General features: G+C 74.9%; 23 protein-coding genes. 8 read left to right on the top strand and 15 right to left on the bottom strand.

What is annotated here, in order from left to right:
• Positions 1–194: 194 nt before the first annotated feature.
• Together F1D97_RS01235 and F1D97_RS01230 are read right to left on the bottom strand one after the other, a co-directional pair.
• A complete protein-coding gene (locus F1D97_RS01235) occupies positions 195–698 on the bottom strand; it encodes a hypothetical protein (protein WP_236121933.1) in 504 nt (167 codons plus the stop codon).
• Between the two features lie 87 nt (positions 699–785).
• Positions 786–1,700: a L,D-transpeptidase gene (locus tag F1D97_RS01230; RefSeq protein ID WP_236121932.1), complete on the bottom strand. Its 915-nt coding sequence runs from the start codon at positions 1,698–1,700 to the stop codon at positions 786–788.
• A gap of 288 nt (positions 1,701–1,988) precedes the next feature.
• Here F1D97_RS01230 and F1D97_RS01225 point away from each other — a divergent pair, with 288 nt between their 5' ends.
• The 3 genes from F1D97_RS01225 to F1D97_RS01215 all read left to right on the top strand — a co-directional run bounded on the left by F1D97_RS01225 (position 1,989) and on the right by F1D97_RS01215 (position 6,236).
• Positions 1,989–3,881, top strand: a complete 1,893-nt coding sequence (locus F1D97_RS01225) for an AAA family ATPase (RefSeq protein ID WP_236121931.1) — start codon at positions 1,989–1,991, stop codon at positions 3,879–3,881.
• 235 nt (positions 3,882–4,116) lie between these two features.
• The gene (locus F1D97_RS01220) at positions 4,117–5,076 is read left to right on the top strand and encodes an Fpg/Nei family DNA glycosylase (protein WP_236121930.1); all 960 of its coding nucleotides are present in this window, start codon (positions 4,117–4,119) and stop codon (positions 5,074–5,076) included.
• A 224-nt stretch (positions 5,077–5,300) separates the two neighbouring features.
• A complete protein-coding gene (locus tag F1D97_RS01215) occupies positions 5,301–6,236 on the top strand; it encodes an LLM class F420-dependent oxidoreductase (protein WP_236121929.1) in 936 nt (311 codons plus the stop codon).
• Here the strand turns inward: F1D97_RS01215 and F1D97_RS01210 are convergent.
• The gene (locus F1D97_RS01210) at positions 6,224–7,528 is read right to left on the bottom strand and encodes a glycosyltransferase 87 family protein (RefSeq protein WP_236121928.1); all 1,305 of its coding nucleotides are present in this window, start codon (positions 7,526–7,528) and stop codon (positions 6,224–6,226) included. The two genes, F1D97_RS01215 and F1D97_RS01210, sit on opposite strands and share 13 nt — an antisense overlap.
• A gap of 127 nt (positions 7,529–7,655) precedes the next feature.
• The gene (locus F1D97_RS01205; protein ID WP_236121927.1) at positions 7,656–7,796 is read right to left on the bottom strand and encodes a hypothetical protein; all 141 of its coding nucleotides are present in this window, start codon (positions 7,794–7,796) and stop codon (positions 7,656–7,658) included.
• Positions 7,797–8,028: 232 nt separating this feature from the next.
• Between F1D97_RS01205 and F1D97_RS01200 the strand changes: the two genes are divergently transcribed.
• On the top strand, positions 8,029–9,387 hold the full coding sequence (locus tag F1D97_RS01200) for a uracil-xanthine permease family protein (protein WP_236121926.1): 1,359 nt from the start codon (positions 8,029–8,031) through the stop codon (positions 9,385–9,387).
• Positions 9,388–9,484: 97 nt separating this feature from the next.
• Here the strand turns inward: F1D97_RS01200 and F1D97_RS01195 are convergent, their stop codons facing one another.
• From F1D97_RS01195 to cspE, 4 genes are all read right to left on the bottom strand, one after another.
• Complete coding sequence (locus F1D97_RS01195) at positions 9,485–10,096, bottom strand: LytR C-terminal domain-containing protein (protein ID WP_236121925.1); 612 nt, start codon at positions 10,094–10,096, stop codon at positions 9,485–9,487.
• Positions 10,093–10,389, bottom strand: coding sequence for a type II toxin-antitoxin system VapB family antitoxin (locus F1D97_RS01190; protein WP_236123447.1), 297 nt, complete (start codon positions 10,387–10,389; stop codon positions 10,093–10,095). Before F1D97_RS01190 ends, F1D97_RS01195 begins: the two co-directional genes overlap by 4 nt.
• A gap of 68 nt (positions 10,390–10,457) precedes the next feature.
• Positions 10,458–11,042 carry a DUF2510 domain-containing protein gene (locus F1D97_RS01185; protein ID WP_236121924.1) on the bottom strand — a complete coding sequence of 195 codons (585 nt, stop codon included), beginning with the start codon at positions 11,040–11,042 and terminating at the stop codon, positions 10,458–10,460.
• A 167-nt stretch (positions 11,043–11,209) separates the two neighbouring features.
• Complete coding sequence (gene cspE / locus F1D97_RS01180) at positions 11,210–11,413, bottom strand: transcription antiterminator/RNA stability regulator CspE (RefSeq protein WP_236121923.1); 204 nt, start codon at positions 11,411–11,413, stop codon at positions 11,210–11,212.
• Between the two features lie 269 nt (positions 11,414–11,682).
• Here cspE and F1D97_RS01175 point away from each other — a divergent pair, with 269 nt between their 5' ends.
• Entirely contained in the window at positions 11,683–12,033 is a 351-nt protein-coding gene (locus F1D97_RS01175; protein WP_236121922.1) for a TraR/DksA family transcriptional regulator, read from the top strand.
• Positions 12,030–12,995, top strand: a complete 966-nt coding sequence (locus tag F1D97_RS01170; protein WP_236121921.1) for an endo alpha-1,4 polygalactosaminidase — start codon at positions 12,030–12,032, stop codon at positions 12,993–12,995. Before F1D97_RS01175 ends, F1D97_RS01170 begins: the two co-directional genes overlap by 4 nt.
• Positions 12,996–13,013: 18 nt before the next feature.
• Here the strand turns inward: F1D97_RS01170 and F1D97_RS01165 are convergent, their stop codons facing one another.
• The 7 genes from F1D97_RS01165 to F1D97_RS01135 form a co-directional block, all read right to left on the bottom strand.
• Positions 13,014–13,526: a mycothiol transferase gene (locus F1D97_RS01165; RefSeq protein ID WP_236121920.1), complete on the bottom strand. Its 513-nt coding sequence runs from the start codon at positions 13,524–13,526 to the stop codon at positions 13,014–13,016.
• Positions 13,527–13,597: 71 nt separating this feature from the next.
• The gene (locus F1D97_RS01160) at positions 13,598–14,254 is read right to left on the bottom strand and encodes a maleylpyruvate isomerase family mycothiol-dependent enzyme (RefSeq protein WP_236121919.1); all 657 of its coding nucleotides are present in this window, start codon (positions 14,252–14,254) and stop codon (positions 13,598–13,600) included.
• Positions 14,255–14,308: 54 nt separating this feature from the next.
• Positions 14,309–14,878 (bottom strand): isopentenyl-diphosphate Delta-isomerase, encoded by a 570-nt coding sequence (gene idi, locus F1D97_RS01155; RefSeq protein ID WP_236121918.1) that lies wholly within the window; start codon positions 14,876–14,878, stop codon positions 14,309–14,311.
• 191 nt (positions 14,879–15,069) lie between these two features.
• Positions 15,070–16,311, bottom strand: coding sequence for an ABC transporter permease (locus tag F1D97_RS01150; RefSeq protein ID WP_236121917.1), 1,242 nt, complete (start codon positions 16,309–16,311; stop codon positions 15,070–15,072).
• Complete coding sequence (locus F1D97_RS01145) at positions 16,308–16,994, bottom strand: ABC transporter ATP-binding protein (RefSeq protein ID WP_236121916.1); 687 nt, start codon at positions 16,992–16,994, stop codon at positions 16,308–16,310. Before F1D97_RS01145 ends, F1D97_RS01150 begins: the two co-directional genes overlap by 4 nt.
• Positions 16,991–18,067 carry a peptidoglycan-binding protein gene (locus F1D97_RS01140; RefSeq protein WP_236121915.1) on the bottom strand — a complete coding sequence of 359 codons (1,077 nt, stop codon included), beginning with the start codon at positions 18,065–18,067 and terminating at the stop codon, positions 16,991–16,993. The genes F1D97_RS01145 and F1D97_RS01140 overlap by 4 nt, the downstream gene beginning before the upstream one ends.
• The gene (locus tag F1D97_RS01135) at positions 18,064–18,636 is read right to left on the bottom strand and encodes a hypothetical protein (protein WP_236121914.1); all 573 of its coding nucleotides are present in this window, start codon (positions 18,634–18,636) and stop codon (positions 18,064–18,066) included. Before F1D97_RS01135 ends, F1D97_RS01140 begins: the two co-directional genes overlap by 4 nt.
• Before the next feature lie 193 nt (positions 18,637–18,829).
• Between F1D97_RS01135 and F1D97_RS01130 the strand changes: the two genes are divergently transcribed.
• Positions 18,830–19,489, top strand: coding sequence for a response regulator transcription factor (locus F1D97_RS01130; RefSeq protein ID WP_236121913.1), 660 nt, complete (start codon positions 18,830–18,832; stop codon positions 19,487–19,489).
• Entirely contained in the window at positions 19,489–20,625 is a 1,137-nt protein-coding gene (locus tag F1D97_RS01125) for a sensor histidine kinase (protein ID WP_236121912.1), read from the top strand. The genes F1D97_RS01130 and F1D97_RS01125 overlap by 1 nt, the downstream gene beginning before the upstream one ends.
• Positions 20,626–20,640: the final 15 nt, after the last annotated feature.

Raw genomic sequence — 20,640 nt, 5'->3', positions numbered from 1 at the left:
TGCGCCCCTGCGCACGGCGCGGTCGGGTGGACCGTCACCGGGGTCGCGGCGTGCCGCGACGAGCCGATGATTTCCACGGCCTCATGAGGGTGTCAACGGGCTGCCCGCAGCCCTCGCTCGTCGGGATAGCGCTTCTACCTGCGACGATGCGGACGGGCTCGCGCGGCTTTTCACCCGGTCCGTCCGGGACGCGGTCAATGGAGCAGGTACTTCAGCGCGATCACGACGACGCCCAGCGACCCGCAGACGGCCACCTCCGCGACCAGGGCCCGCCCGCGCGCACCCGCCCGGTGCCCCGCGATGCCGCCGGCGACCATGAGCAGCACGACCGCCGACCACATCGCGACCCACCCGGCGGTGGCGACCCCGAGCCCGACGGCCCGGCCCAGCAGGTACACGAGCACGGGAGGCGCGGCGCCGACCAGCACCGCCCAGTTCGTCGAGACCGCGTGCCGCAGCCGCCACAGGGTCGCGTGGTCCGGGTCGAGGAAGCGCCCGCCGATCGCGTCGACGTACACGTGCGTGAGCCAGTAGATGATCGCGACGCCGATCGTCGCAAGCGCCACCCGGTCGGCCTGGTCGCTGTGCACGCTCGCGACCGCGAGCACCGAGGCGCTCACGACGGCGCCGTACAGCAGCTCGGAGGCGCGGTGCGCGGCGAGCTGCCGACGGAGCTGGGTCGCGACGTCCGTGCGCACAGCCACACCCTAGGAGCCGACGCCGACGAGCGCCGGACGAGCCGCCGCAATCCGCGCGGCGCCGTGAGCCGCCGGGCCTCTCGCAGGTCAGCGGACGACGACGAGCGTGCCCGGCGGCACCGTGCGCCACAGGACGTCCAGCACCTCGTCGGACACCCGGACGCAGCCGTTCGACACCTCACCGCGCCCACGCAGCGTCGTGGTGTGGAACGCGGTGGCCGACGTGCGCGTGCGCGTGTCGTACGCGTCCATCGTCTCGCTCTGCGAGGACAGCAGGACGACGCGCGGGGTCGTCGACCCGGGGTCCTCCCAGAACGTCCCGACGACGAACTGCGGGCCGGGCGGTGTGGGGCGGGAGGCCGAGCCCGTCGCGATCACGGGGTGCGTGACCGGGCCGGCGCCGTCGTCGACCGTGAGCGTCTGCGCGGCGGTGTCGACCTCCAGGCGCCAGTCCGTGCCGGACGGCAGCGTGTCCGCGGTGCGCACCCACGCGGTGCGCTGGTTGACGCGCGTCGGGTCCCGCGACGGCCACGCGCCGCGCGCGGCGACCATGACCCGCAGCCAGCCCGCCCGGGTGTCGACCACGGGCACGACCGTCGGGACGCGCAGCGTGAGCGCCGGCAGCACGCCGACCGGGGTGCCGGCGGGTGCGTCGTACGCGGCGGTGTCCCGCAGGAGCGTCGCGGTGCGCCAACGGCCGAGCGTGGGGTCGTCGTTCTCGAGCTGGTCGAGGCCGTCGAGCCCGGGCAGGCCGTCGACGACGTGCAGGGGGTCGACGGTCGTCAGCGTCGACAGGTCGGGGAGCGGGGCGGGGTCGGGGACCGCGGACTTGGCGACGGCGACGTCGTCGCGCACGACGACCGCGCGCGGCGTCGCGGTCTCGGCGGGCGCCTCGGGGGTCGCGCAGCCGCCGAGGCCGAGGGTCGACCCGACGACGAGCGTGCCGGCGAGCGCCGCGGCCGCGCCCGGGCGTCGCAGGCGTCGCGTCGCCGTCGGCCTCATGCGCCCTCCTCGTCGTCGCCGGACTCGTCGCCGGACGCGTCACCGGACGCGTCACCGGGGCTGCCGCCGAGCTCGTCGTCCGGTTCGTCCCGGGGTCCGTCCATCGTGCTCCACCCGCGGCCCGCACGGAACGCCCGGGCCGCCGACCTGGGTCTAGGCCGAACGGGTGGTCCGAATTGTCGCGTATTGCGAAGGTCTTTCACCCGCTCGACGATGGGCGCACGCGGTGCCGCGCGCACCGTCCCTGACCGCGTGCCCGCCGTGCGCGCCCCCCGAGAGGAGCCCCTCGTGGCCGACGAGCTGCAGTCACCGATCCGCCAGGGCGCGCACGACATCGCGATCGAGCGCGAGCGGATGCGCCGACGCCGGTTCTACCGGCTCGCGGCCGTGCTGCTCGCCGCCGAGGCCTGGGTGGTCGTCGCGTCGCTGCAGGGCTGGCCGCTGCTGCCGCAGCTGCCGGCGATGGACCCGTTCCTCGTGACGATCGTCGTGTTCTTCGTCCTGATGCTGCTGCTCGTCGTCCTCACGACCGTCGGGACGTCGCGCTCGCCGCACCTCGTGTACCGGCCGGAGCAGGTGGACGTGCGCCTCGACGACGTCATCGGCATCGACCCCGTCAAGGAGGACGTGCGCCGCTCGATCGACCTGTTCCAGACGCACCGCCGGTTCGCCGACCAGATGGGCGGCACCCCGCGGCGCGGCCTGCTGTTCGAGGGGCTGCCCGGCACCGGCAAGACCATGACGGCGAAGGCGATGGCCGCCGAGGCGGGCGTGCCGTTCCTGTTCGTGTCCGCGACGTCGTTCCAGTCGATGTACTACGGCGCGACGGCCCGCAAGATCCGCGCGTACTTCAAGGCGCTGCGCCGCACCGCGCGCCGCGAGGGCGGGGCGATCGGCTTCATCGAGGAGATCGACGCGATCGCGCTGCGCCGCGGCGGGATGCTCGGCGCGTCCGGGATGCCCGCGGGGCTGTCGGCGGCGTCCGCGTGCGTCCAGTCGCCCGCGGTGCGGCTGCCGGGCGTCGGGGGGACGACGACGAACGCCGTGGTGTCCGAGGGCACGGGCGGCGTGGTCAACGAGCTCCTGGTGCAGATGCAGTCGTTCGACGAGCCCACGGGCGGCGACAAGCTGTACAACCGGGCGGTCGCGGCCATCAACCTGTTCCTGCCCGCGCACCAGCAGATCAAGCAGCGTCGGCCCGGCCGCGCGCCGATCCTGCTGATCGCCGCGACCAACCGCGCCGACTCGCTCGACCCCGCGCTGCTGCGCCCCGGGCGCTTCGACCGGCACCTGACGTTCTCCACGCCCGACGCGCACGGCCGCCGCGCGCTCGTCGACCACTTCCTCGCGAGGCGCTCGCACGAGGTCGGGCTCGACGAGCCGGGCCTGCGGGACCGGATCGCCGCCGCGACCAACGGCTGGACGCCCGTGATGATCGAGCACCTGCTCGACGAGGCGCTCGTCAACGCGCTGCGCCGCGGATCGGTGACCATGTCGTTCGAGGACGTCGAGCAGGCGCGCATCACCGAGATGGTCGGGATCGGCCAGCCCGTGCGCTACACCGTGGCCGAGCAGGAGCTCATCGCGACGCACGAGGCCGGGCACGCGACCGTCGCGTGGCTCGTCGCGCCGAACCGCACGCTCGAGGTCCTGACGATCATCCGCCGCGGCGAGGCGCTCGGCCTGCTCGCGCACACCGACTGCGAGGAGGTGTGGACGCACTCGCAGTACGACCTGCAGGCGCTCGTGCAGATCGCGATGGGCGGGTGGGTCGCCGAGGAGCTGTTCTTCGGGCAGACGACGACGGGCCCGGCGAGCGACCTCGCGGCCGCGACCCGGACCGCCGCACAGATGGTCGGCGCCGCCGGCATGACCGGCTCGCTCGTGTCGTTCCTCGCCGTGGACCGGGACCTCGTGTCCGCGGTGCTCGCCGACGCCGCGTCGCGCGAGCAGCTCGAGGGCGTGCTGGACGACGCGCGCTCGACCGTCCGGCGCCTGCTGTCCCGCAACCGGCACCTCGTCGAGGCGCTGCGCGACGCGCTGCTCGAGCGGCACGAGCTCATCGGCCCGGAGATCACGGACGTGCTGGAGCGCGCCCAGACCCAGGCCGAGGTCCGCGCGTCCCGTCCGGTGCTCGCGGCGGCCGTGGCCGGCCGCATGAACCGCCCCCCGGCGGCCTGATCCCCGCCCTGCCACCCCGCCCCGCCGCCCGCCCCCGTCGCCCGCCCCGCCCGCCAGGAGTCGTCATGCCCGCACGCCACGAGCCCGCCGGTACGTCACCGGCCCCGCGCAGGGACCCGCTGCGCAGCCCGACGAACCCCCGCCCGGTCCGCCGCCGCCCGACCTGACCCGCGCCCCACCTGACCCCCGCGCGGGGTGGAGTCGGGGTGGGCTGCCGGGTCGGTAGCCTGCGGGGGTGCCCGAGGGTCATACCGTTCACCGCATCGCGCGGCAGCTGACGCTCGACCTCGTCGGGAAGCCGTTGGCCGTGAGCTCGCCGCAGGGGCGGTTCGCGGCCGGTGCCGCGCGGCTCGACGGTCACGTCATGGAACGTGCGTCGGCCGTGGGGAAGCACCTGTTCTGCGAGTTCTCGTCGGGCGACGTGCTGCGCGTGCACCTCGGGCTCTACGGGGCGTGGGACTTCTACGGCCGGCTGTCGCCGCTGGTCCCGGGCGAGGCCGCGTGGGGGTCGCTCGGTGCGCCGCGACTGCGCCGTGCGGTGCGCATGGGGGAGGACGAGCGCGAGTCGCCCGCCGACGAGGGCGGCCTGGTCGCGGGCGTGCCGCACGACGAGGGCCCGTTCCCGCCCGAGCCGGTCGGCCAGGTGCGTGTCCGGCTCGCCTCGGACGCGACCGTGGCGGACCTGCGCGGGCCGTCGGCGTGCGAGGTGCTGGATCCCGAGGAGGCCGCGGCGGTCGTCGCGAGGCTCGGGCCCGACCCGGCGAGCGAGACCGACCTGGACGCCGCGGGCACGGAGATGGTCCGGCGGCTGCGGGCCCGTGGGGTGGCGGTGGGGCAGCTGCTCATGGACCAGTCGGTCGTCGCGGGGATCGGGAACATCTACCGCGCGGAGCTGCTGTTCCGCGCGCGCCTCGACCCGTGGACGCCGGGCAGGCAGGTCCCCGCGGAGGTCGCCCGCGCGCTGTGGGACGACTGGGCACTGCTGCTCCCGGACGGGATCGCGACGGGCGTGATGCTCACGCGCGAGGACCTCACGCCCGACGAGCGCCGGGCCGCGCTGACCGACCGGACGCTGCGGCACTGGGTGTACGGGCGGGCCGGTGAGCCGTGCCGCGTGTGCGGCACGCCCGTCGTCGTCGAGGACATGGCGGCCCGCAAGCTCTACCGCTGCCCCCGCTGCCAGACCCGCCCCTGACCCGACGACCCCCGTCGACCCCCGGTCCACCCCCGTCGATCCCCGTCGACCCCGCCCTTCCTCCGGCTCCGGCCGGCCATTCCCGGAGCAACCCCCGGGTCGTCGGGAGGGTTGGGGTCGACCCCGCCGTTGCTCCGGCTTCGGCCGGCCATTCCCGGAGCGATGGCGGTCTCGTGCGGGAGGGGTCGGTTGGGTGGAGCAACTCGAGCAGGGATGATGCGGGTATGGAACTTCGTGTCTTCACCGAGCCCCAGCAGGGGGCCACCTACGACGACCTGCTCCGCGTCGCGCGCGCGACGGAGGACCTCGGGTTCGACGCCTTCTTCCGCTCCGACCACTACCTCGGCATGGGCACGCCCGGCCTGCCTGGCCCGACGGACGCGTGGACGACGCTCGCGGGCCTCGCGCGCGAGACCAGCCGCATCCGGCTCGGCACGCTGGTCTCGTCGGTGACGTACCGCTACCCGGGAATCCTGGCGATCCAGGTCGCGCAGGTCGACCAGATGTCCGGCGGCCGCGTCGAGCTGGGCCTGGGCACGGGCTGGTTCGAGCAGGAGCACACGGCGTACGGCATCCCGTTCCCGGCGAAGCGGTTCGGTCTGCTCGAGGAGCAGCTCGAGATCGTCACGGGGCTGTGGGGCACCGAGGTCGGCGGGTCGTACTCGTTCGCCGGTGAGCACTACACGCTCACGGACTCCCCGGCGCTGCCGAAGCCCACGCAGCAGGTGCACGGCAAGCCGGGCGTGCCGGTGATCGTCGGCGGCAACGGCCCGACGCGCACGCCCGCGCTCGCGGCCCGGTTCGCGAGCGAGTTCAACCTCGCGTTCCCGGAGCTCGACACGATCGAGACGAAGTTCGCGCGGGCCCGCGCCGCGTGCGACGAGATCGGCCGCCCCGCGGACGACCTGGTGCTGTCCGCGGCGCTCGTGCTGTGCGTCGGCAAGGACGAGCAGGAGTTCGAGCGCCGTGCCGCGGCGATCGGCCGCGAGCCCGCGGAACTGCGCGAGCACGGGCTCGCCGGCACGCCGGATCAGGTCGTCGAGCGGCTGGAGTGGCTGCGCGGGCTGGGCGCGCGTCGCGTGTACCTGCAGGTGCTGGACCTGGCGGACCTCGACCACCTCGAGCTGGTCGCGAGCGAGGTCGCGCCTCAGCTCGGCTGAGCGTCCCGCTGGTGCCCGAGCGCCGGCTCGGACTCGGGCTCGGGCACCAGCGCCTCGCCCTCGTCGTCGGCCCCGTCGTCGGTCTCGTCGTCGGTCTGGTCGTCGGCCTCGTCGTCGGCCGTGGTCTCGTCGTGCGCGTCCCGCACGAGCGCGACCACCGTCACCACCGCGAGCACGACGAGCGCGACGTTGCGCGCCGCGAGAAGCGCGGTCGCGGCGAGGTCGCCGTACGTGATCTGCGTGTAGACCCACGGGAAGACGAGCTGCGTGGCGCCCGCGATGCCCGCCACCAGCCACGCCGTGCGCCGCCACCCCGGCAGGCGCAGCCCGAGCGCGGCCGCGACCGGCGGCGCGACCCACCCGACGTACTGCGGCGAGCCGACCTTGTTCAGGACGATGAGCAGCGTCGCGACGAGCAGCGCCCCGCGCAGCAGGAGCTGGGCGCGCGCGGTGTCGTCGGACCACAGCCGCGGACCGAGGCGCCGTGCGCACCACCACAGGAACCCGCCCGCGGCGGCGAGGCCCAGCACGAACAGCACACCCAGGGTGTCCGAGACGCCCTGCGCACCGGGCCCGCGCACCTCCCACGTCACCAGCTCGGCGTTGAGCTCGACGGTCAGGTCCGACGAGACCAGGCTCGCGAGCATCCACGGTGTCGCGCCGACCGCCTCGATCTGCAGCCCGCGCTCGCCCTGCTCGGACAGGAACGACAGCAGGTGCTCGCGCCCCCCACCGGCGAGCACCAGCGCGACGACGCCCGCGCACACGAGCGCGGCCGGCAGCACGACCTCGCGCCACGGCCGGCGCACCACGACGACGAGCGCGAGCAGCAGGGCGCCGGGCGCGGCCTTGACCCACGCGCCCACGGTCAGCAGCACCGACGCGAGCCGCGGGTGCCGCAGCGCGACCAGGAGCGCGAGGATCACCACGGGCGCGACGACCGCGTCGAGCCGGCCCATCGCGACCGGCCCCAGCAGCGCGGTGAACGCGACCCACCACCACGCGCCCGTCGTCGTGCGCTCGATGCGGCGATGCCCCACGACCCGCGGCGCGTGCAGCAGCGCCACCAGCCCCGCCGCGTTCAGGGCGGTGACGAGCAGGCTCCACGTGAGCGGGAACGCCGTCCCGTACCCCGTCCCGCCGAGCGCGGCGACGAACATCGGCACGATCGCGCCCGCGGGGTAGACCCACGGCTCGTCGAGCACGGGCCACACACCCTCGTTGACGCCCAGCCACATCCACCAGCGGTACAGGTCGAGGTCCCAGAACGTCTCGACGGGGCGCAGGTACACCCCCAGGACCAGCAACCAGGCGTGGACCAGCAGGAACGCGACCCAGACGGGCAGCGAGGAGCGCAGCAGGCGGTGCAGCGGGGCCTCCGGTTCGGTCGGCCCCGCCGGACCGGCGGGGCGTGGGTGGTTACTTCACCGGAGGGACGACGACGCCCGTCTGGGGACCCCCGGGCGGGAGCACCACGGGGCGCGCCTCCGTGATGATCTCGTCGACGTCCTCGTCCGGCTTGCCGTCGGGGGCCGGAGCCGCGGTCGGCGCCGTGCTCACCACCGGGTCAGGTCGACCACCAGGGACGACACGGCCAGGCGTGGGCGGGGTGAAGGTCGGGTCGTTCTCGGACATCTCGGCCTCCCGAGTCGATGCGGACGTTACCCCACGAAGATGGCACGCGGATCCGGACCCCGCGCGACGAGCCCGACCACTACGTTTCTCCCCGGGGGCGAGCGGTCGCCCGACCGCTCGTGGTGACGCCCGGGTGTCGGGCCGACAGGAGGACGACGTGGCGGTGGTGGCCAAGGTCAGGAACGCGCTCGGGCTGGGCGGCTGGAAGGTGCACGGCGACGGGCGCTCGATCCCGCCGGGCGAGGTGGTCGCGCCCGACGAGCGGCTCTCGTGGCCGCGGACCATCGGCATCGGCATGCAGCACGTCGTCGCGATGTTCGGCGCGACGTTCCTGGTGCCGCTGATCACGCAGTTCTCGCCGCAGACGACGCTGTTCTTCTCCGCGGTCGGCACGCTCGCGTTCCTCGTCATCACGGGCAACCGGGTGCCGAGCTACCTGGGGTCGAGCTTCGCGTTCCTCGCCCCGATCGCGGCCGCGTCCGCCAGCGGCGGGCAGCAGGTCGCGGTGGGCGGCATCCTCGTCACCGGTCTGGCGCTCGCGCTCGTCGGCGTCGTCGTGCACGTCGTCGGGACCCGGTGGATCGAGGTGACGATGCCGCCCGTTGTGACGGGCACGATCGTCGCGCTCATCGGCTTCAACCTCGCGCCTGCGGCGTGGGGCAAGACCGAGGACAGCGGGTTCCGGTCGGCGCCGCTGACCGCGCTCGTGACGCTCGGGGCGATCGTCCTGTGCACCGTGCTGTTCCGCGGAATCCTCGGCCGCCTGTCGATCCTGCTGGGCGTCGTCATCGGGTACGTGTTCGCGATCTTCCGCGGCGAGGTCGACTTCGACGCGCTGCGCGACGCCCCGCTGATCGGCCTGCCCGAGTTCGTGACACCGAAGATCGAGGTCGGGACGCTCGGGCTGTTCCTGCCGGTGGTGCTCGTGCTCGTCGCCGAGAACATCGGCCACCTCAAGTCCGTCACCGCGATGACGGGCCGCGACCTCGACCCGGTGACCGGCCGCGCGCTGCTCGCCGACGGCGTCGCCACGAGCCTCGCGGGCCTCGGCGGCGGTTCCGGCACGACGACGTACGCGGAGAACATCGGCGTCATGGCCGCGACGCGCGTGTACTCGACCGCCGCGTACTGGGTCGCGGGCTTCACCGCCCTCCTGCTGTCGATGTCGCCGCGGTTCGGTGCCGCGATCGCGACCGTGCCGCAGGGCGTCATCGGCGGTGCCGCGACCCTGCTCTACGGCATGATCGGCCTGCTCGGCGCGCGCATCTGGATCCAGAACAAGGTCGACTTCTCCAACCCGGTGAACCTCACGCCCGCGGCGATCGCGCTGGTCGTCGGCATCGCGGACTACACGTGGGTGGCGGGTGACCTGCGGTTCGAGGGCATCGCGCTCGGCACCGCGACCGCGATCGGCGTGTACCACCTGATGCGCCTCGTGGCCCGGTGGCGCGGGACGTCCGTCGAGCCGGCGTCGCCTGCCTCGGCCCCCGCCGGTGACGAGGTCGCCGCGCACTGACGCCCGGTACGACACTGACACCCGGTACGACACTGACGCCCGGTACGACGAAGGGGCCGGTCCATGTCGGGACCGGCCCCTTCGTCTCGTCGTGGGGTCAGCTCTTGGGCGCCGCGCTCGTCGCGCCCGCCGCCGGCACCTTCGTGCAGCCCTTGGGGGCCTCGAGCGGCTTCTCCGGGTCGAGCCCGACCTCGTCGGCCGGCACGAGCGCCTTGAACTCCGTGCCGAGGACCACGTCGATCTCCGGACCCTTGCGGCCGTCGAGCACGAACTCCGCCTTCGGCACGTGCGCCGCGACCGTGTACGCCGACGCGATGCCGGACTGCCCGAACGCGATGCGCACCGTGCCCGCGTACGTCGGCTGGTTGTCCGCCTCGCCGCCGACGAACCCGCGGTCCGTGAACGCCTTCAGAGTCGCGGCCGCGAGGCCCGCGGTCGACGTCGAGTTGTACACGTTGACGGTGACCTCGCCGTACGCCACCGGCAGTGCACCGTCCGGCGGGCACGGGTAGCTGCGCGTCGTCGCACTCGGCGTGGGCTCCGCCTCGAACTCCTGCTCCATGAACGGCAGGCTCAGGCTCCCCGTGTACACGGCCGCCGAACCCAGGCCGACCACGGCCAGGGCCGCGAGCAGCACGCCGAAGATCACGGCCTGCCGCTCGTGCATGTGGCGCCGGCGCAGGGCCCGGGCGCGGTCCGCGTCGCTCACTCGATCACCAGCACCCGCGCGTGGAGAACAGGACGCTGCTGCAGGGCCGCGCGCACGGCACGGTGCAGCCCGTCCTCGAGGTACAGGATCCCCTTGTACTGCACGACGTGCGCGAACAGGTCGCCGTAGAACGTGGAGTCCTCCGCGAGCAGCGCGTCGAGGTCCAGCGTCCGCTTCGTCGTGACGAGCTCGTCGAGACGCACCTGGCGCGGCGGGACCTCGGCCCACTGCTTCGCCGTCTCGAGCCCGTGGTCCGGGTAGGGCCTGCCCTCGCCCACCGCCTTGAAGATCACGGAGGCCACTCTAGGGTGCACGGCGCCGGGCGCGGACCGGAGCACGCCCAGCACGGGCGTGCGGACGGTCACGCGCTGCCCGTCGAGCTCTCGTCCCATGCGTCGTCTATCCAGGTCTGGTTGTCGCTGTCGATGGTCAGGACCAGGCGGATCGGTTCCGTGTACCCGTCGGCCCACCGGGCGATGCCCTCACAGGTCAGCAGGTGCGTGCTCGCACCGTCCGAGGGGCGGACCGCCGTCTCGAGGTGGTTCTCCACGGTACGCACCTGGTCGATCGCCACGAGCTCGATGTCACCGAGCGAGCCCTGCTCGCGGACGAGACGGACCTCGTCGACGACGACCTGCTCGCACGACTGGCCCTCCAGCGTCTCGGCGAAGAGCAGGTCGTCCCAGCGGTCGACGAGCCGCGGACCCGCGAGCACCCCGAACCCGGCGATCACGACGCCCGCGGCGACGGCGCTCCCGACCGAGACGAGCGCGATCTTCCCGCCCGACCACGGCGGCTTCGTCGGACCGGCTGCGACCGGGCGCCGTGCCTGGCGCACCTGCGTCGTCCACGAGACGCCGTCGAACCAGCGCACCCACTCGGGGCGCTGAGGGTCCGGGTACCAGCCCGGGCTGGGCGTCGTCATGCTGTCCTTCGTCGTGGTCACGGCTCGTCGTCCTGGTCGCCTAGGTTCTCGGCACCCGCGCGCCACGGGATGAGCCTGGGATGACGCCGGGATGCGCGGGACCGGTCCGCAGGACGACGAACGGCGGGTCCGCTCGGGACCCGCCGTCCAGGCCGACGTCGCGCGGTCGTGCCCGCGCCGCCGTCAGGTCAGAGCGGCTGGATGTTCGCGGCCTGCGGGCCCTTCTGACCCTCGGTGACCTCGAACTCGACCTTCTGGTTCTCCTCCAGCGTGCGGAAACCGCGCGACTGGATCGCCGAGTAGTGGGCGAAGACGTCGGGACCACCGTCGTCGGGGGCGATGAAGCCGTAGCCCTTCTCGGCGTTGAACCACTTCACGGTGCCAGTTGCCATGTGGCCGTTCTACTTCCTTGCGGCGGGACGACCCCGGCGGTGCCGGGACCGGTGATCACGGTGAAACGTCGTCCGGTCCGCGGCGGAAGACCACGGTGACAAGCGATGCACTGCGACTACGGCGCCCACCGTACCGGCCGACGACCCGCTCGGGGAGGGGTCCGTGGACGCTCGTCCAGGCGATCGCCCGGATGCCGCGTCCGGCCCGCTGACGCAGGTGGGGGCGCTCTCGGACGGGATCGTGGGTGCCCTGTGCCAGGGTGACGGGCATGGGGACGGACGACGACGAGCTGCGCGCGCGGCTGCTCGCGCTGCGCGCCGAGGCGTTGGAGCGTGCCTCCGGGCTCGGCGCCGCGAAGTCCGACCTCGTCGAGGCGTCGTGGGGCGCGAACATCGACGACGAGCACGACCCCGAGGGCCAGACCATCGCGTTCGAGCGCGCCCAGGTCGACGCGCTCGCGTCCGACGTGCGACAGCGGCTCGCGGACGTCGACGCCGCGCTCGACCGGCTCGCCGCCGGGACGTACGGCGTGTGCGCGGTCGGGGGAGAGCCCATCGACCGTGAGCGGCTCCTCGCCCGCCCGACGGCGACGACGTGCGTCGCACACGCACCGCGATGAGGGCGACCACGCGACGGTGGGTGCGGGGCGGCCGCACCGCACGGTCGTGCGTCGCGCTCGTCGTCGCGACGACGCTCGTCACGCTTGCCGCGTGCACGGCGACCCCTGACCCGCCGCCCACCGCCGCAGCCACCGCCGCTCCCTCCACTGCCGCAGCCACCGTCGCAGCCACCGCCGCCGCCTCCGCCATCCCCTCCGCCATCCCCTCCGCCGTCCCCTCCGCCGCCGCGCGCATCGCGCTGCCCGCACCCGGGTCGTCGTTCGAGTACCAGATCGGCGGCGCCGAGGAGCCGCTCGCGACGACGCGCGTCGTGATCCGCGACGCCACCGAGCGCCCCAGCGGCCGGTACGACGTCTGCTACGTCAACGGCTTCCAGACCCAGCCCGACGAGACCGAGCGGCTGCTCCGCGACGCCCCCGAGCTCGTCCTGCACGACGACGGCGAGCCGGTCCGCGACGAGGGCTGGCCCGACGAGGCGCTCTACGACCTGCGCACCGCCGCGCTGCGCACCCGGGTCGCCGAGCGGGTCGCTGCCGTGATGGACCGGTGCGCGGCCGCCGGGTTCGACGCCGTCGAGATCGACAACCTCGACTCGTACACCCGCTCGCGCGGCCTGATCACCGCGTCGCACGCGCTCGCCCACGCCGAGCTGCTCGTCGACCACGCGCACGCGCGCGGGCTCGCGTTCGCGCAGAAGAACTCCGCGGAGCTCACGACGAAGGTGCGCGCGCTGGGCGCCGACCTCGCCGTCACCGAGGAGTGCCAGGAGTGGGACGAGTGCGCGGTGTTCACCGCCGCGTATCCCGTGGTCCTCGACGTCGAGTACGACCGTCCCGCGTTCGAGACGGTGTGCGCCCGGCAGGCGCGCTCGTCGTCGCGCGACCCGGCACTGTCCGTCGTCCTGCGCGACCGTGACGTCAGCCCCCGGTCCGCCCGGGGCGCGGTCCACGAGACCTGCTGACCCTCGCGGGCGACGGCCTCAGCGCGCGGTGCGGTCCAGCACGCCGCGCAGGTACGCCGCCTGCCCGGCGTGCTCGAACGCGTCGCCCAGGATGCTGACGAGCCGCACGCCGAGCGTCACGGGTGGGTCCCAGCTCTCGTCGACCACCACGTCCAGGTCGTCGTCGGCCAGGCGCTCGACGTACGCGAGCGACGCGGCCGTCGCGTCGGCGAGGTAGCCGAGCAGCAGGTCCGCCGGTGCGACGACGAGCGCGACCTCGTCGGACGTGTGCCCGTACCCGATCGCGGCGTCGTCGAACGGCAGCGCGAACCGCTGCGACCACCCGCGCGACGTCCACACCTGCTCGGTGCCCGCGAGCGGCGCGACCTGCCCGTCCTGCTCGCGCGCGATGTGCCACGCGAGCCACGCGAGGGTGTTCGCGTCCGGGTCGAGCCGGCGGGTCAGCAGCGCGTCGTCGGCGCCCTCGACCGCGCGTCGCACCAGGGCGTCGATCCGCCCGAACCCGTCCGCCAGCACGTCCCTCGCCTGCATGACACTCCCGTCGTCGTCGGTCCGTCCCACGGTAGGTCGCACAGCACGGACCCGCCGGGCGGGAACTGCCGTCAGACGGTCGCGAGCCGGTCGCGCAGCGTGGCGACGCCCGGACCCGACAGGTCGTCGAGGTACGCCGACCGCCCGGCCATGACCATGACCAGCGCGAGCGTCGGCCCGGTGACCAGCGGCCCCTCGCCCGCGGCGAACGGCCCGTCGTCGGCCGCGAGGCGCAGCCCGGCGCTGACCGTCCGGCTCTCGACCGCGAAGTCGCGCGCCGCGTAGAACTCCGCGACCGGCGTGAGCGCCGCGACGTCCGGGGTGCGCGTGATGCCGAGCGGCCGGCGCACGTCCTGCGCGTGCACGACGACCTCGCCCAGGTAGGCGGCGGTGTCACGCGAGGGTGCCGTCCGGGAGGCCACGACGGCGCGGAACCGCTCGAGCGTCTCGGCAGGCGTGGAGCCGCGGTGCTCCTCGAGGCGCCGGCGGTTGTGCACGTCCGGCCGGAACCGCGCCCCCAGCATGCTCCGCAGCCACGCCCAGCGTCCCGTGCTCGCCGCCGCGACCAGGTGCGCGACGACCTCCTCGACGTCCCACTGCCCGCACAGCGTCGCGTGCCGCCACCGCTCGGGCGTCAGACGTTCGAGGTCCTCCGCGAACGCCGCACGCTCGTCGCGCACCAGCGTCCACAGCTCGTCGTCGCTGCGGCGCGACTGCTCGACGGTCATGTGGTCCCCCTGCTGTCGTGGAACCGCCACCGTAGTGGGCGCCGCCGACACGCGTCAGAGCCCGAGCAGCCCTGCCCAGTCGACGTCCCGCCCGAGCTGCTGCACCTGAAGGCGTGCCCACGGGCTGGCCTCCGGGTGCGTGAGCGCCAGGTCGTGGAACTCCGGGTACGTCATCCACCGCACCTCGGCGACCTCGCTCGGGTCGGGCGTCACGACGACGTCCGCGGGCACGGCCACCGCGAACACGGGGCAGATCTCGTTCTCCACGACCCCGCCGCTCTCCGCGCGGTACCGGAAGTCCGGCAGCAGCGGCACGACCCGGCCCGTGCCGGTGATCCCCAGCTCGTCGCGCAGGCGACGCCGGATCGCGTCCTCGTGGGACTCGCCGGGCCCGGGGTGCCCGCAGCACGAGTTGGTCAGCACGCCCGGGAACGTCGCCTTGTCCCACGCGCGCCGCGTCACGAGCAACCGCCCGACCGGGTCCACGACGTACGACGAGAACGCCAGGTGCAGGGGCGTGTCCGCGTGGTGCACCTCGCGCTTGAGGGCGGTCCCCGTCGGGCGCCCGTCGTCGTCCAGCAGCACGACGAGCTCGTCGCGGGTCCCGGTCCCAGGTGAGTTCACGCCCCCACCCTGCCTCCCACCCGGCCCACCCGCGAAACGAACGCCCGACCTCCCGTCCCACCCCACCCGACCGTCCCACCCCACCCGACCGTCCCACCCCCCCGCCGAGTGCGCACGTCCCGACGCGAGTGCGCACGCTCGTCGTCCGCACTCGGGCACGAACGTGCGCACTCGGCGGTCTGGGGGTGGGGTCAGGTGGTGCGGAGGGCGTCCGTCGGGGGGACGCGGGCCGCGCGGAGGGCCGGGTAGAGGCCGACGAGGGTGCCGATGAGGAGCGAGCAGGCCAGGCCGGCCGCGACCGGGAGCCACGGGACGACGACCGCCCAGCCCTGGAGGCCGGCGAACGTCCACGTGACCGCGATGCCGAGCAGCGCACCGACCACGCCGCCGAGCGCCGCCAGCAGCACCGACTCGACCAGGAACTGCTCCGCGATCGCGCGCCGGGTCGCGCCGAGCGCACGCCGGACGCCGATCTCACGGCGGCGCTCCAGCACCGACACCACCATGACGTTGGCGATGCCCACGCCGCCGACGAGCAGCGCGACCGCCCCGAGCCCGAGCGCGAGGGTCGTGAACGACTCGTCGGCGGCGACCTGCGCCTCGAGCGCGTCGGACGGGCGGGACACGCGCACCTCGTCGGGTGCCGCGGGGTTCGCCGTGCGGGCCAGCAGGTCGCGCGTGGCGACGACGGCGGACGGGTCGGCGCGTACGTAGACGCGGCTCGGCGGTGGGTCGTCGGCGGTCAGGACGGCGGTCGCGACGGGCAGCCCGACGAACGCCGCGGAGTCCAGGTCGGGCGCGAGGAGCACCGGGTCCAGGACGCCGACGACGGTGAACCACTGCCCGCCGAGCCAGACGTCCACCCCCGAGTCGAGCCCGGACACCGCGAGCCGCCGTGCGGCCGTCGCGCCCAGGACGACCGCCGGGTACCGGGCCGTCGCGGCGTCGAGCCACCGGCCCTCGCGCAGCGTGGCGGCGAGCGTCGAGGGCAGTTCCACGTCGGCGGCCAGCACGACGACGCCGCTCGTGCGCTCCGCGGGCACGCGGTCGGACTTGCGCACCGTCACGTCGGGGACGGTGCGGACGGCCGCGGCGGCCGAGACGGTCGGCACCCTGGCGATCATCGCGACCGAGGTGTCGGGCAGCGTCGCGTCCTGCCCGCCGAAGCCCTGCCCGGGCGCGACGGTGAGCAGGTTCGTGCCGAGCGCGTCGAGCTGCGCCCGCAGGTCGGCGCGGGACGACGCGGACAGTCCCAGCACCCCGACGAGCGCCGCGATGCCGAGCGCGATCCCGAGCGCGGACAGCGCGGTGCGCCCGGGCCGGACCGTGAGGCCCCGCGCACCGAGCCGCAGCCGGTCAGCCACCGCGATGCGCGTGACGCGGACCTGCTGCTCGTCGGCCACGGGCGGCGTGGCCGTGCGGACCGCGGTCACCGGAGCGCCCCCGAGTCGTGCTCGACACGCCCGTCACGCACGGCGACCACGCGCGGCAGGCGGTCGGCGACGCGTGCGTCGTGCGTGACGACGACGATCGTCGCGCCGCCGGCGTGCAGCGACGCGAACAGGTCGAGCACGGCCGCTCCGGAAGCCTGGTCGAGGTTGCCCGTCGGCTCGTCGGCGAGCAGGAGCCGTGGCCGGTGGACGAGCGCGCGGGCGATCGCGACGCGCTGGCACTCGCCGCCGGACAGCTGCGCGGGCGTGTGCGTGGCTCGGGCCCCGAGCCCGACGCGGTCGAGTGCCTCGCGCGCCCGGCGCAACCGCTCTCGTCGTCGGACCCCCTGGTAGAGCAGGCCGTCGGCGACGTTCTCCTCGGCGGTCCGCCCGTCGAGCAGGAAGAACTGCTGGAACACGAACCCGAGGTGCACGGCCCGCACGCGGGACAGCGCGGTGTCCGGCAGGCGGGTCACGTCCTGGCCCGCGAGCAGCACGGTCCCGGCGGTCGGCCGGTCGAGCGCACCCATCACGTGCAGGAGCGTCGACTTGCCGGAGCCCGACGGCCCGACGACGGCCACGTACTCGCCGTCGCGGACCGTGAGGTCGACGTCGTGCAGCGCGCTGACCTGCGACCGGCCGGTGCGGTACGCCCTGCGCACCCCGACGAGCTCGAGGACGCTCACGGCGTCACCACCACCTCGTCGCCCTCGGCGACGTCGTCGCCACGCAGCTCGACGTCGGTCCCCGCGAACGCCCCGGGCGTCACCGGCACGGACGGCGCGGTCCCGTCGGACGCGACCTGCTGCACCGCGTAGCCGCCGTCGGCGAGCGCGACGAGCGCGGTCACGGGCACGGACAGGACGTCGGTGGCGACGGTCTGCGCGAGCTCGACCTGGACGGGCGCGCCCTCGAGCTGGCCGGCGAGCGGGTCGTCGTCGCCGTCGTCGGTCCCGGCCGTGATCGTCACCGCGAGCGAGGGCGCGTCCTCGCCGGCGACCACCTCGGCGGTCGCGACGGTCCCGTCCGCGAGCGTCCCGTCGGCGAGCGTGAGGTGCACGGTCGCGCCGACGGGCACGAGGCCCGCCTGGCCCGTGCGCAGCGACACGGCCACGACGCGGTCCGTCCCGCCCGTGGTCAGCACCGGCGTCCCCGGCCCGACCTCGGACCCGAGCGCCGCGCGTTGCGCGACCACCCGCACGTCGTCCGGCGTGAACACGACCGACCCGAGCGCGACGGTGCCCGTGACCGGGACGCCGAGCGCCTTCTGCCAGCGGTAGACGGCCCTCGTCGTCGCGGCGGTCCAGTCGTCGTCGACCGTGACGCCCGAGGCGAACCCCAGGTCGGCGAGCGACTGCTCGAGCTGGTGCACGTCGACGCCGTCGCTGACACCCGGTCCGAGCGTCCGCCAGGCGGGCACGGCACCGTCGAGCCGGACGACGGGCCGCGCGTCGACCTCGTACAGCGGCTCGCCCTCCGCGACGACCGTGCCCGTGGCGGGCAGGGCGGTGACCGTGCCGGCAACACGACCGACGAGGTCCGTGGTCGCGCCGAAGCCGACCGTCCCGCTCACGGTCGTCGTCGTGACCAGGTCGCCACGCACCACCGGAGCGGTCCGGTACGCGGCTGTCGACCCGGGCGTCGGCGTGTCCGCCGCGGGCGTGGCGCCCGCGAAGGTCGCGGCGGAGCCCACGGCAGCGCTCGCGACGGCGCCCACGACGACGAGCGCGAGCAGCCGAGGCGAGGCCGGGCCGCTCACGACTCCTCCTCGGAGCCGCCGGCCGGTGGCTCGAGCCCGGCGTCCTCCGCGCACGCCTCCTGGTCCGCCTGGAACTGCGGGTCGTCGAGGTTCGGCTCGCCCGGTGCGTGGGTGGCGCCAGGCGTGCGGTGCAGCTCCTGCGTCACGCGTCCGCCGTCGAACGTCGGGTCGGGCACGTCCCAGCCCTTGTCGCGCATGCACTGCGCCTGGTCGAGGAACCGCTGCTTGTCCTCCTCGGACAGCTCGCGGACGTCCTCCTGCGGTTCGGCGAGCCGCTGCCACGCCGCGCACGCGTCCTGCGCGGCCTGCATCTGCTCCTCGGTCATGCCGCGCCCGTCGATGCGCATCCTCCCGTCGACGGGGTCGGGCGCGTCGACGCCGTGGTCGCGCAGGCACTGCGCGTAGGCGAGCATCGCGTCCTGCGGGTCGATCGACGGGGACGACGAGGCGCTGGGGCCGGCGTCGGCGTCGTCGCTCGACGGCGAGGCGGTGCACGCGGCGATGGTCGCCACGGCGCCGAGCGCCAGGAGGGCGGCGCAGGCGCGGCGGGTGGTGCGGGGGCTGGTCATGGTGGGCCTCTCGTGCTCGTCGGGACGTGTCGCGTCCAGCCCATCGCGCGTAGCGTTCGGACGACGTCTGCTCGCCGCCGGGGCCGGGCCCGTGAGCAGACGTTCGCTGAACGTCCGGTCGCGGACGATGCGAGGACGCCGCCTTCGCCGCCACGCGGGGGCGGCGGCCGACCAGCGGGGCGAGGGGGATGCGGTGCGGGTGCTCGTCGTGGAGGACGAGGAGGTCATGGCCGACGCGCTCGCGCGCGGCCTGCGCCGGGCCGGGTACGCGACGGACGTCGCGGGCGACGGCGCGGTGGCGCTCGAGCTCGCGTCCGTGAACCGCTACGACGTCGTGCTGCTCGACCGCGACCTGCCCGTCGTGCACGGCGACGACGTGTGCCGCACCCTCGTCGCGCAGGGCGTGCCCGCCCGCATCCTCATGCTCACCGCGGCGGGCGGGCTCGGCGACAAGGTCGACGGGTTCGGGCTCGGCGCCGACGACTACCTCGCCAAGCCGTTCGCGTTCGCCGAGCTGCTGGCGCGCGTGCATGCGCTCGCCCGGCGCACGGCTCCGGCGCAGCCGCCCGTGCTGCGGTGCGCGGACCTCGTCGTCGACACCGCGCGCCGCACCGCGACCCGGGCGGGTCGGCCGCTCGACCTCACGCTCAAGGAGCACGGCGTGCTCGTCGAGCTGCTGCGCGCGCAGGGCGCGGTCGTGTCCGCCGAGGACCTGCTGGAGCGGGTCTGGGACGAGCACGCGGACCCGTTCACCCCCGCGGTCCGGGTGACGATGGTCGGGCTGCGCCGCAAGCTCGGTGACCCGCCGCTCGTCGAGACGCTGCGCGGCGCCGGGTACCGGGTGGCGACGTGATGCGGGGGCTCAGCGTGCGCTGGCGGCTCACCGTCGCCTACACCGCGATCACCGCCGTCTCGGCCGCCGCGCTGCTCGCGCTGGTGTACCTGCTGGTCCTGCGCTCGCAGCGGCGCTCGGTGCACGTGGAGTCGACGCTGGTCGCCCCGTCCGACGCGCCGCTGCCCGCGGCGCCCGGGCTGGGCGCGGTGACGAAGGAGATCCGTGACCAGGCCGTCGGCTCGGCCCTCGACGACCTGGTCCGGCAGTCGCTCGTCGGGCTCGTCGTCATCACGGTCGTGTCGGTCGGTGTGGGCTGGCTCGTCGCGGGCCGCGTGCTGCGACCGGTGCACACCATCACGACCCGCGCACGCGACATCTCCACGGACCGACTCGACGAGCGCATCGCGCTCGACGGCCCGCACGACGAGCTGCGCGCGCTCGCGGACACGTTCGACGACCTGCTCGGACGTGTCCAGACGACCGTCACGCAGGAGCGCCGCCTCGTCGCGACGATGTCGCACGAGCTGCGCACACCGCTCGCGAACCAGCAGGCCGCGCTCGACGTCGCGCTCGCGGACCCGGACGCCGACGCCGACGAGCTGCGCGCGGCGGCGCGCACCGCGCTGGACCAGAGCCGCCGCGCGGCGCGCACGGTCGACGCGCTGCTGGACCTCGCCCGCGCGCAGGCGGGAGGCGCGGCGCCCGACCCCGTGCCCGTCGACCTGCGCGCGGTGACCGCGGACGCCGTGGCTCAGGTCCGTGGCGACGACGACGAGCTGCGCTGGGACGTCCGGCTCGACGAGGCGGTGGTGCCCGGCCACCCCGAGCTGGTCGCGCGCGCGGTCGTGAACCTCGTGCACAACGCCGCGCGGCACAACGTCGTCGGCGGTTTCGTCGAGGTGTCCGTGACCGCCTCGCCCGGCGGCGCGCTCGTCGTCGTCGCCAACAGCGGGCCGGACGTGCCGGACGAGGCGGCGGCCGACCTCACGTTGCCGTTCCGCCGCGGAGCGCGCGACCGCACGGTCGCCGACGACGGCGTCGGGCTCGGTCTCACGCTCGTGCAGGCCGTGGCCGACCAGCACGGCGGCGCGCTGCGACTTCGACCCCGCGAGGGCGGCGGCCTGGTCGCGGAGCTCGAGCTGCCGCCGGCCTGACCGTCCGCTATGCGG

Source organism: Cellulomonas palmilytica, assembly GCF_021590045.1.
Classification (GTDB): Bacteria; Actinomycetota; Actinomycetes; order Actinomycetales; family Cellulomonadaceae; genus Cellulomonas; species Cellulomonas palmilytica.
Note: the sequence above shows the minus strand (reverse complement) of the source record. Positions and strands in the feature narration are given on the sequence as shown.